This is a genomic window from Brachybacterium alimentarium (genome assembly GCF_002332425.1).
GTDB lineage: Bacteria > Actinomycetota > Actinomycetes > Actinomycetales > Dermabacteraceae > Brachybacterium > Brachybacterium alimentarium.
This window is the reverse complement of sequence record NZ_NRGS01000033.1, coordinates 28,990-39,086: the sequence shown is the minus strand read 5'-3', so window position 1 is coordinate 39,086 and position 10,097 is coordinate 28,990. Positions and strand designations below refer to the sequence as shown.

At 70.4% G+C, this 10,097-nt stretch carries 9 protein-coding genes; 5 read left to right on the top strand and 4 right to left on the bottom strand.

The window, feature by feature from the left end:
* Positions 1 to 45 precede the first annotated feature (45 nt).
* The gene (locus tag CIK71_RS16195) at positions 46 to 684 is read left to right on the top strand and encodes a TetR family transcriptional regulator (protein ID WP_096166718.1); all 639 of its coding nucleotides are present in this window, start codon (positions 46 to 48) and stop codon (positions 682 to 684) included.
* 59 nt (positions 685 to 743) lie between these two features.
* Here the strand turns inward: CIK71_RS16195 and CIK71_RS16190 are convergent, their stop codons facing one another.
* Positions 744 to 2,051: an alpha-L-fucosidase gene (locus CIK71_RS16190; RefSeq protein WP_096166717.1), complete on the bottom strand. Its 1,308-nt coding sequence runs from the start codon at positions 2,049 to 2,051 to the stop codon at positions 744 to 746.
* Positions 2,052 to 2,177: 126 nt separating this feature from the next.
* Positions 2,178 to 2,459, bottom strand: a complete 282-nt coding sequence (locus CIK71_RS16185; protein ID WP_096166716.1) for a DUF2277 domain-containing protein — start codon at positions 2,457 to 2,459, stop codon at positions 2,178 to 2,180.
* A gap of 81 nt (positions 2,460 to 2,540) precedes the next feature.
* Between CIK71_RS16185 and CIK71_RS16180 the strand changes: the two genes are divergently transcribed.
* From CIK71_RS16180 to CIK71_RS16170, 3 genes are all read left to right on the top strand, one after another.
* The gene (locus CIK71_RS16180; protein WP_245857705.1) at positions 2,541 to 4,874 is read left to right on the top strand and encodes an AAA family ATPase; all 2,334 of its coding nucleotides are present in this window, start codon (positions 2,541 to 2,543) and stop codon (positions 4,872 to 4,874) included.
* 202 nt (positions 4,875 to 5,076) lie between these two features.
* Entirely contained in the window at positions 5,077 to 5,739 is a 663-nt protein-coding gene (locus tag CIK71_RS16175) for a carbonic anhydrase (protein WP_096166714.1), read from the top strand.
* A gap of 144 nt (positions 5,740 to 5,883) precedes the next feature.
* Positions 5,884 to 7,128, top strand: a complete 1,245-nt coding sequence (locus tag CIK71_RS16170) for an alanine racemase (protein WP_096166713.1) — start codon at positions 5,884 to 5,886, stop codon at positions 7,126 to 7,128.
* A gap of 150 nt (positions 7,129 to 7,278) precedes the next feature.
* Here CIK71_RS16170 and CIK71_RS16165 read toward each other — a convergent pair whose 3' ends face one another.
* Positions 7,279 to 7,725 (bottom strand): hypothetical protein, encoded by a 447-nt coding sequence (locus CIK71_RS16165; RefSeq protein ID WP_096166712.1) that lies wholly within the window; start codon positions 7,723 to 7,725, stop codon positions 7,279 to 7,281.
* 86 nt (positions 7,726 to 7,811) lie between these two features.
* Positions 7,812 to 8,528, bottom strand: coding sequence for a helix-turn-helix transcriptional regulator (locus tag CIK71_RS16160; protein WP_141393737.1), 717 nt, complete (start codon positions 8,526 to 8,528; stop codon positions 7,812 to 7,814).
* A 190-nt stretch (positions 8,529 to 8,718) separates the two neighbouring features.
* Here CIK71_RS16160 and CIK71_RS16155 point away from each other — a divergent pair, with 190 nt between their 5' ends.
* Positions 8,719 to 10,095: an MFS transporter gene (locus tag CIK71_RS16155; protein ID WP_096166710.1), complete on the top strand. Its 1,377-nt coding sequence runs from the start codon at positions 8,719 to 8,721 to the stop codon at positions 10,093 to 10,095.
* The last annotated feature ends 2 nt before the right edge of the window (positions 10,096 to 10,097 follow it).

Sequence of the window (10,097 nt, the reverse complement as noted above, 5' to 3'; positions counted from 1 at the left end):
CTGAACAGCGTTCACCTGAACGCCGTTCATCACTATAGTGAAGAGATGGCGACTTCAGGAACTCCCCGCAGACGGAGCCGTGAGGACGTCGCCGAGATGGCCCTGCAGCTCCTGGACGAGTACGGGCTCCCCGACCTGACGATGCGGAACCTGGCGACGGCGCTCGGCGTGCAGCCCAGCGCCCTGTACTGGCACTTCCCGAACAAGCAGGCGCTGCTCGCCGCCGTCAGCGCGCGGATCCTCGCACCGCTCGCGGAGCTCCCGATCGAGGACCTGGGTGCCCTGGGTGTGCATGAGGCGGTGCGCGTGCTCGGTGCACGGCTGCGCGACTGCCTGCTCACCTACCGGGATGCCTCGGAGCTGGTCTCCAGCTCCCTGTCCCTCGGGCTGGTCGGGTCACCGGTGCGACCCCAGCTGCTGGAGGTCGCACGACGCCACGGCGTGCCCGATGCGCTGTCCGAGGTGGCTGCCGAGGTGCTCGTGCACTTCACCGTCGGCTACGTCTTCCACGAGCAGCAGCGCCGCACCGCGGACTCCCTCGGACTCCTGGACGCACCGGACTCCCTGAACCCCGAGGATGCGGTCGCCGCCACGAGCGACGGGGACAGCTTCGCCAAGGCGCTCACGATGATCGCCGACGGTCTCGACGTCTCCGTGACGCGGAACGCCGAGCCGCGCGCCTGACGCCCGACGCCCGACGCCCGACGCCCGACGCCCGACGCCCGACGCCCGACGCCCGAGGATCATCCCTGCGCAGCAGCTCCCGCCGTGCGCGGCGCGCTGACCGCGATCGGAGCGGACTCCTCGCCGGCCAGGTCCACCTCGACGCCCTCGGCCGGCCAGTCGTAGCCGACGGGAAGGTCAGCGCCGCTGAGCGATACTCGTCCCTGCGGCCCGGAGAGGAACACGTAGCACGTGCCCTCCTGCTCGACCGCGCGAGCCCAGCTCACGCCGGGGATCTCCAGCTCGCCGAGACCTCGCGATCCGGCGAGGTGCGCCTTGTGCTCGGCCATGAACTCGCCGAGCGCTTCGAGCGCCTTCACCTGCAGCTCCGGCAGGGTGCCGTCGGCCCGCGGGCCGACGTTCAGCAGCACGCGGCCGCCCTTGGACACGGCGTCGACCACGTGGCGAACGGCCTGCGCACCGGACATGTACTGGGAGGCGTCCTCGACCTGGTTGTAGCCGAAGGACAGCCCGATGCCGCGGCAGTTCTCCCACGGCTGACCCTCCGGGATCTCCCCGGCCTGATACTCGGTGGTGACGAAGTCCTGGTGGGCGCCGGCGAACCGATCGTTGATCAGACCCTCGGGCCGCTGGGCGTAGAAGTGCTCGAGCAGCTCCCCGAGCCCACCCTCGTCGAAGTGGAAGTTCTCGTCGGGCCAGCCGATGTCGTTCCAGAACACGTCAGGCTGATAGCGGTCGATGAGGTCCCGCACGTGCGCGCTGCAGTACGTCCCGTACTCGTCATCGCGCGGTCGCAGCCTGTCGCCCACATCGTCCCCGCTCACCAGCGGATCCGTCGGCCGCACGTGCCAGTCCAGACCGCCGGAGTAGTACACGCCGAAGCGCAGCCCGGCATCCGTGGTGGCGCGTGCGATCTCGCCCACGAGGTCCCGGCGCGGGCCGCGCTGCACGGTGTTGCGGTCCCCCGTGCCCGGCGCATCCCACAGGGTGATCCCGTCGTGGTGCTTGGTGGTGGGCACGACGTAGTCGGCACCGGCCCGGCGGAACAGATCCGCCCACGCGGCAGGGTCGAACTCGGTGGGCACCCACTGGTCCAGGAAGTCGTCGTAGGGGGCGCCGCCGTGGACCTCCTGATGATGCTCGGCGGCGGGCGAGCCCTCGATGCGGATGGTGTTGAAGTACCACTCGGCATAGGGGTTGTGCGCGAACCAGCCGAGGTCGCTCTCGACCGCTCCGAGCTCGGCGGTGGGCTCCGCCCAGGCGGGGACCGAGTAGGCGCCCCAGTGGATGAAGATGCCCAGCGGGGCATCGCGGAACCAGTCGGGCAGTCGCTGCGGGAGGGCGTCGAACCGTGAGGAGTCGCGCATGGAGGGTTCTCTCTTCCGTGAGGGAATGGTGACAGTGCGGTACGCCAGATCAGTGCGGGGTCATACGGAGCCGTGCTCCCCCGCCGAGAGTCAGCCGACCTCCCGTGGGGCCGGCCCCCTGGGATCTCAGGACGCGTCGGCCGCCGGGAACCGCCTGGCGCTGCGGGCTCGGGCCTTCTCCCGTTCGACGTCACGGTCCTTCGGCGGGGCGGAGGTCACCAGATCCGCCAGCAGATGCTCGGTGGCGTGGGCGATCTCGGCGACGGCCCGGTCGAAGACCTCGGTGTTCGCCTGCGACGGCTTCGTCATCCCGCTGACCTTGCGCACGTACTGCAGCGCTGCATCATGCACCTCCTGCGAAGTGGCCTCGGGCGCGAAGTTGTGAAGCGGCCTGATGTTCCTGCACATGCCAGAAGACTCCCACGGGCCGTAACGGGCGGCAACGGGTCGGCGTCGGCGATCCTCAGCGCCATGCGGGAGAATCTCCCCATGCCTGCTCCGCTCACGATCACCGAGGATTTCCAGCGCGCCCTGGACGCCCTCAGCTCCGGCCGCCACCTCTTCCTCACGGGCCGCGCAGGCACGGGTAAGTCCACGCTGATCAGGCACTTCCTGGAGACCACCGACAGCGCTGCGATCACGGTGGCTCCCACAGGCATCGCCGCACTGAACGTCGACGGCTACACGATCCATCGTCTGTTCTCCTTCCCGATCGGGGCGAACGAGGAGTTCGTGCGCTCCCCGCGCTACTACCCCGGGCGCTTCGCGGCGACCCTGGCCGCGCTGGATGTGCTGATCATCGACGAGGCCTCGATGGTGCGGGCGGACCTCTTCGATGCTCTCGCCGCCGCGCTCGAGCGCTTCGGGCCGCAGCCGGGCGAGCCGTTCGGCGGGGTGCAGCTGGTGCTCGTGGGCGATCTGTACCAGCTGCCGCCGGTGGTGCACGACAGCGAGGCCGCGCATCTCGAGCAGCGCTACGGCACCCCGTTCTTCTTCTCCGCCGACGCCTTCGACCGTTCCGCAGTCGAAGTGGTCGAGCTGACCACCGTCTTCCGCCAGCAGGGCGATGACCGCCTGGTGGACCTGCTGAACGCGGTGCGCGAGGGCGCGCTGCTGGAGGACGCGCGAGCGGAGCTGAACGCCCGGACCGACAAGGACTTCGAGCCACCGATGGAGGAGTTCTGGCTGACGCTGGCGACCACGAATCGCATCGTCACCTCCCGCAATCGCCAGATGCTCGAGCGCCTCCCCGATCCGGTGCACACCCTCACCGCCCAGATCAGCGGCGAGACCGACGGCTTCGAGCACCCCACGGACGTGCAGCTGCAGCTGAAGGTCGGCGCGCAGGTGATGATGCTGAACAACGATCCGTGGGACCGCTGGGTGAACGGCACCCTGGGTCGGATCACCGCTCTGGGCACGGACTCCGACGGGCCGCTCGTCGAGGTGCTCCTGCGGGACGGGCGCAGCGAACAGGTGCGCCCGCACACGTGGGACGTCACGCGCCCCTCGGTCGACGGCGGGCATCTGATCCACGAGGTCATCGGCACCTTCACCCAGCTGCCGATGAAGCTCGCCTGGGCGATCACCATCCACAAGTCCCAGGGGCAGACCCTCGATCGTGTGGTCGTGGACCTCACCGGCGGCACCTTCGCCAACGGGCAGCTGTACGTGGCGCTGTCACGGTGCACGAGCCTGGAGGGCCTGGTGCTGCGACGGGACGTGCTGCCGCGCGACCTCAAATCCGATACCCGGGTGCGGCGCTTCCTCGCCTCCCCCACGGATCCCAGCGCGCCGGCCGAGGCGCTCGGCGAGGTGTACCTGGCGGCGCTGACGGTGGGCACGATGGGCGACAAATACCGCCCGCGACCGGTGGAGCTCGCGGTGGTGACGGACGACGGCGATGAGGCCACCACCGTCGTGAACCCCACCAGCGACCTCTATGCGGCACGCACCGAGTTCGGGCTGACCACCCGCGACGTGCAGCTCGCCCCGGTGCTCGCCGAGGCCTGGCCCGCCCTCGCTCCCCTGCTGGCCGGGCGTGTGCCCGTGGGCCCCCGCGTCGACGAGCAGCTGGCCTGGATCGACTTCGAGCTCAAGCGCAACGGCGTGGTGGACCCGATGCCGCTGGGCATCGACCTGCCCACCGCCCAGCTCACGGCCGACGAGCGCTCCGCGCTGAATGCCCCGTCGGCCCTGGAGCGGGCCCGGGCCGTGCGGGACGCGGTGCAGCGGCTCCGCGCAGGGGCCACCGGCCCCTCCGCGTGGCAGCCGCCGGCCGGCACCGCGTTCCCGCCGTTCACCCACGGCACCGGCTATCTGCTGGCCCGCACGCACGGGGAGAGCGGGACCGCCGGCCCCGAGGGCTTCGTCGTCGGCGGGAATCTCTCGGCCGACGACGACCCCGCGCAGGTGCTGGCCGATGCCCTGCGCACCGCCTGGGAGCGGGTCATCGATCGGGACGACGCGGTGGTGGAGAGGCTGCGCGGCGCCGAGGAGCACTTCGGTGTGCGCGTCCTCCCGGAGGACCTCGTGCTCGAGGGCCCGCCGACCGCCGCCGACGTGCTCCGGCCCGGCGTGCGCGTGTGCTTCACGGGAGAGGTGGTCCACCCCGAGCACGGCTATCTCGACAGGTCGACGATGGAGCGCTTGGCGGAGCAGCGCGGCCTGCATCCCGTCGCGAACGTCACCAAGACGAAGACCGATGTGCTGGTCGTCGCCGAGCGCGGAACCCAGTCCAACAAGTCGAAGAACGCGGCGAAATGGGGCAAGCCCGTGCTGGACGCAGAAGAGTTCCTGACCTGGGCCGATGCTGCTCACTGAGACAGATTCCCGGGGGTCGTTCCGAGGGGACCCGGCCGCGTGCGAAGCACCTCTTCACGCCCTCCGTGGCCGTGTCGCGGCCATCTCACGAGCGGTGTTCGGCGCGGGCCCACCGCGCGGCGCGGAGTAGTGTGCAGCGAGATTTCGATCGACGAGGCGTGCCTCGCCGATCGTCCGATGACCACCCGGAAGGATGTCGACCATGGGTACAGCCCGCGTCAGCGTGCAGGAGGCGTGGGATGCCCTCGCCGAAGGCAACGAGCGGTTCATGCAGGGCGAGCTGCGGCACCCCGAGCAGGACGCGGCGCGACGCAGTCAGCTGACCGGCTACCAGGCCCCTGATGCGGCGTTCCTGGGCTGTTCGGACTCCCGTGTCGCCGCCGAGATCCTCTTCGACTGCGGTCTCGGCGATCTCTTCGTGGTGCGCAACATCGGCCAGATCGCCAACGAGAACACCGTCGCCACCATGGAGTTCGCCGTCGCCGAGCTCGGTGTCGCCGTGATCGTGGTGCTCGCGCACGGCTCGTGCGGCGCGGTGAAGGCCGCGATCGACCAGACCACCGCCCACCCGAGCACGGTCACCCCCGCGATCCTGCGCGAGCTCGAGCTGATCCAGCCCGCCGTGCAGCGCGAGTGGCTCGCCAGCCACCAGGACACCCCGTACGTCGACATCACGAAGATCGACGCCGACGCCGTGGGCCGCCGCCACCTCGACGAGACCATCCACGCCCTCATGCGCTCCTCGCGCGTGATCAGCGACGCCGTCGCCGCCGGCGAGCTCGGCATCGTGGGCTGCCAGTACCAGCTCGAGGAGGGCCGCGTCGCCCCGATCACCTCGGTGGGACGCCTGGACATCGGGCGCTGACGGACGACGGCTGCCGGTCCTGCCCGGCAGCCCGGTCCCTGTCCCGATCGGGCCCCGCCATCCGGACGGCCTGCCTCGCCTTGCATAATCCTGGCCAAGCTCGGAGACTCGCAGTTCATCACTGTCGAGCCGAACGAGGTCCCCATGTCCCAGCAGGTCCAGCGCACGGTCGAACTGCTCGACAAGTCGTTCCCGGCGGGCCTCGTCGGCCGCCCGATCACCGCGCTGGAGGCGCCGCTGGCGGATTTTTCCACCCCGCTGCTGGTGCTCGACGAGCAGGCGATGGCGCACAACCTTCAGGTGATGGCCGCGTGGACCAGCGAGCGTGGGCTCGAGCTGATGCCCCATGGCAAGACGACGATGGCCCCCGTGCTGTGGCGTCGTCAGCTCGACGCCGGCTGCACCGGGATCACCGTGGCCACCGGCTGGCAGGCCGATGTGGCGCTGCGCGAGGGCATCCCCACCGTGCAGCTCGCGAACGCCTGCACGGATCCGGCACTGCTGCGCCGGCTCGCCGCGCACCTGGCCGAGCATCCCGAGCAGGAGCTCGTGTGCTGGGCGGATTCGCTCGCCACCGTCGACCTGCTGGAGCGTGAGCTGCCCGATGGCTCCCGCCTCGGCGTGCTGGTCGAGCTCGGGGCCGACGGAGGCCGCACCGGTACCCGGGACGAGGCCACGGCCGTCGCGATCGCCGAGCGCATCGCCGCCTCCACCAGGCTGACCCTGTACGGGGCCGCGGGATACGAGGGCGCGCTCGCCCATGACCGGGCCGAGGAGTCCCTGCGGGTGGTCGGCGCCTACTGCGACGCTCTCGCCGCGCTGGTGGAGCGCCTGCGCCCGCTGATCGACGGGATCCCGTGGGTGACCGCCGGTGGCAGTGCCTACTTCGATCTGGTCGCCGCGAGCTTCGAGCCGCTGACCGACGTGCGGGCGATCCTGCGCTCGGGCGCCTACATCGTGCACGACTCCGGTTTCTACCGGGGCATCTCCCCGCTGGACACGACGCGCGAGGTCGCGACGGAGCAGGCCCTGCTGCCCGCGATGCGCGCCTATGCCCGGGTGGTCTCGATGCCCGAGCCGGGACTCGCCCTGCTCGACGCCGGCAAGCGCGACGTCCCCTTCGACGAAGGCCTGCCCACGCCGGTCGCCGTCGTAAGCCGGCTCGGCGGCGCGGAGCGCCCGTTCGCACCCGAGGCCTCCGCGGAGATCACCGCGCTGAACGACCAGCACACCTTCCTGCGCTACACGGGCGATCCGGGCATCGCGATCGGTGACGTGGTGACCCTGGGGCTGTCCCACCCCTGCACAGCCTTCGACAAGTGGCGTCTGATCCCCGTCGTCGACGCCGACGGCAGCACCGTGCTCGAGGCGGTCGAGACCTTCTTCTGAGCCGGCCGTGGAATGGCGTGCCGGCCCGCCGACCAGTCCCGCGAGCACGTCGCCGTGGAGACCGATCTGGTACGACGACCAGAGCCTCATGCGATGACCTTTGCGCGATCCTGCGCGCTCCGCACCTGAACACCGCCGACGGACAGGCGGTCAGCGTGAGCGTTCCTGCTCGTGGCCTCGTGGGAGGAGTGCGAGCACGCCGGCGAGCAGCACTGCGAGGAGCATGACGAGGTTGTGGCCGTATTTCGCCGCTGCCGTCACCTCGCCCGCCAGCGGGTAGTAGGTGAAGGCCAGCAGCCCGCGCTCGAGGAGAAGTCCGAACGCGACGGCCGCCATCTGCCGCCCCGTCCACCAGGGCCGTCGGGAGGCCACGAGCACCCCGGTGCCGAGCGCCGCAGTGACAGCGATCGACAGAGCGGTCCCGAGCCACGTCGGCGGCATGAGATCCGGAACGAGCCCGGCGACGAGACCCACGATGATCGCCATCCAGATCGGGGCCCGTCGGCGGCCATCGGGAGACTCGGTCGGCGAACCGGCCCCTCGGGGCGCTCCCTGCTCAGCATCGGCCGCGTGGCGGGTTCGCAGCTGCTCGTGCATCAGCTGATCGGATGGTCGAGCCGGCAGTGCACGGACCGGGACGTACGGACGGCACACCCCGTCATGCCCGCCCCACTCCCCCGGGATCAGCCGCGGCGGATCTCGTCGAGGTAGCCGTACACGGTCACGCGGGAGACCCCGAGCCGGGCGGAGACGAGATCGGCGGCGCGTTTGATGCGGAAGGCGCCGCGCTCCTCGAGCAGGCGCAGCACCTCGATCCGCTCGGGCTTGGTCAGCGCCGGCACGGGCTTGCCGACATGCGCGATGGACTCGTCGACCATCTCCTCGAGCACACTCGAGATATCGGGCCCCACCAGCTCCTTCGGCCGTTCGGCGACGTCCTCGCGGGCCGTGGGCAGCAGGGCGTCCAGAGCGGTCATCGCGGTCTGGACCGGCGTGAGATCGACGTTGATGCAGAAGGCGGCGATGACGTTTCCGTCGTGGTCGCGGTAGTAGGTCGAGGAGCTGATCAGCTCGCGACCGTCGGCGGTGCGGCCGCGGTAGCCGTGGGCGTCGTGGTCGGTGCTCTGGTCACGCAGCACCTCGACACCGAGGTTCGTCGATGGCCCGCCGACGGTGCGACCGCTGAGGTGCCCGTTGACGATTGCGGCGACGGAATGGTCGAGGTCGCCCCGGCTCAGGTCGTGCAGCACCACCTCGCAGTGCGAGCCCACCACCGACGTGATCGCCCCCATCAGCGGGGTCAGCGCGCGGTAGGCATCCTCGAAGGTCGCGAAACGGGCCCGGGGCAGCCCGCCGGCAGCCGTGCTCGCCGCCGCGCCCGGCCCGGCGCTCGGAGCCATGCCCGCCCCCGCCCCCGTCCCCGACTCGGCAGCGGCACCGGTGCTCGGCCCGGCGCTCGACGTGGTGCGTGCGGGGGTGCTCGGTCTGGTGCGCTCGGCCGTCATCTCCACATCATGACACCCGGAGTAGACATAATCTCTGTCAACCATGTATACAGTCAGTCAATCAATGCGCGTCGAGGAGGACAGCATGTCGTCGATACCAGGCGTCACCGTGCAGCCGGACGCCCCGATCCCCGGAGATCAGGGCCCCGCCGCCACGCTCAGCAGCACCCAGAAGCGCACCATCGCGGGCGGCGCCATCGGCACGCTCATGGAGTACTTCGACTACTACCTCTACGGGCTCGCCTCGGCGGCGGTGTTCCCCGCCGTCTTCTTCTCGTCGGACTCCGCCTTCGTCGCGCAGCTGTCGAGCTTCGCGACCTTCGCCGTCGGCTTCCTGCTGCGCCCCATCGGCGGGCTGGTGTTCGGGTACATCGGCGACCGCTTCGGCCGCAAGCTCACCCTGCTGATCACCGTGATCGGCATGGGTCTGACCACCGCCGCGATCGGCCTCATCCCGTCGGACGCCGCGATCGGTCTGGCCGCCCCGATCCTGCTGGTCATCGCGCGCATGTTCCAGGGACTGTTCGTCGGCGGCGAGATGGGCGGCGCGGCGACCATGGTCGTCGAGCACGCCCCCGTCGGCCGCCGCGGCCTGTACGGAGCGCTCCTCATCAGCGGTGCCGGCGTCGCGAACGTCGTCTCGGCCGGGATGATGGCGGGCCTGGGCCTGGGGCCGGAGTCGTTCTTCATGACCTGGGGCTGGCGCATCCCGTTCCTGTTCGCCCTGGTGCTCGCGATCATCGCGGTGTTCCTGCGCCGCCACCTCGAAGAATCCGAGGAGTTCACCCAGCACAGCCAGGACATCGCCGACGACAAGATCGCCTCCCCGTCGCCGCTGCGCGAGGTGATCCGCCATCCCAAGAACGCGATCCTCGGGATCCTCATCGGGCTGCCCCAGTCGATCGCCGGCTACGTGGTGCTCACCTTCGGCCTCGCCTTCATGGTCTCCGGCGGGGTCCCGCCGCAGGTCGGGTTCATCGGCACCATGATCGTCGGCGCCCTGCAGATCGTCATGGCGCCCGCCTACGGGATGCTCTCGGACCGCATCGGCCGACGCCGCGTGTACATCGCGGGCTGCATCGGCTTCGCTCTGCTGGTCTGGCCGGCCTTCGCCCTGTTCGGCACGCACGTCCCCGTGCTGATCTGGCTGGGCATGATCGTCGGCTTCGTGATCCCCGGCATCGCCATGCAGGGCACGCTGCAGACCATGCTCACCGAGATGTTCGACGTCGAACAGCGCACCACCGGCGTGAACATCGGCTACCAGCTCTCCAACACCTTCGGCGGCGGCTTCGCCCCGCTGATCGCCACCGCGCTGGTGGGCTGGGCGAGCGGATCGATCTGGCCGGTGATCGTCTACGTGGCCGTGATCTGCGCGGTCGGCGCGATCGCGACCGCCGCGGCGAGCCTGCGACCCGATGTCGCGAACCCCGGCCGGCTGAACGCTCTGCAAGGATCATGACC

Bases quoted from the DNA above. Each gene is read 5' to 3' on its own strand.
- CIK71_RS16195 (WP_096166718.1), top strand. From the start codon at position 46: ATGGCGACTTCAGGAACTCCCCGCAGACGGAGCCGTGAGGACGTCGCC.
- CIK71_RS16165 (WP_096166712.1), bottom strand. From the start codon at position 7,725: ATGCACGAGCAGCTGCGAACCCGCCACGCGGCCGATGCTGAGCAGGGA.
- CIK71_RS16190 (WP_096166717.1), bottom strand. From the start codon at position 2,051: ATGCGCGACTCCTCACGGTTCGACGCCCTCCCGCAGCGACTGCCCGAC.
- CIK71_RS16180 (WP_245857705.1), top strand. From the start codon at position 2,541: ATGCCTGCTCCGCTCACGATCACCGAGGATTTCCAGCGCGCCCTGGAC.
- CIK71_RS16170 (WP_096166713.1), top strand. From the start codon at position 5,884: ATGTCCCAGCAGGTCCAGCGCACGGTCGAACTGCTCGACAAGTCGTTC.
- CIK71_RS16155 (WP_096166710.1), top strand. From the start codon at position 8,719: ATGTCGTCGATACCAGGCGTCACCGTGCAGCCGGACGCCCCGATCCCC.
- CIK71_RS16185 (WP_096166716.1), bottom strand. From the start codon at position 2,459: ATGTGCAGGAACATCAGGCCGCTTCACAACTTCGCGCCCGAGGCCACT.
- CIK71_RS16160 (WP_141393737.1), bottom strand. From the start codon at position 8,528: ATGGCTCCGAGCGCCGGGCCGGGCGCGGCGGCGAGCACGGCTGCCGGC.
- CIK71_RS16175 (WP_096166714.1), top strand. From the start codon at position 5,077: ATGGGTACAGCCCGCGTCAGCGTGCAGGAGGCGTGGGATGCCCTCGCC.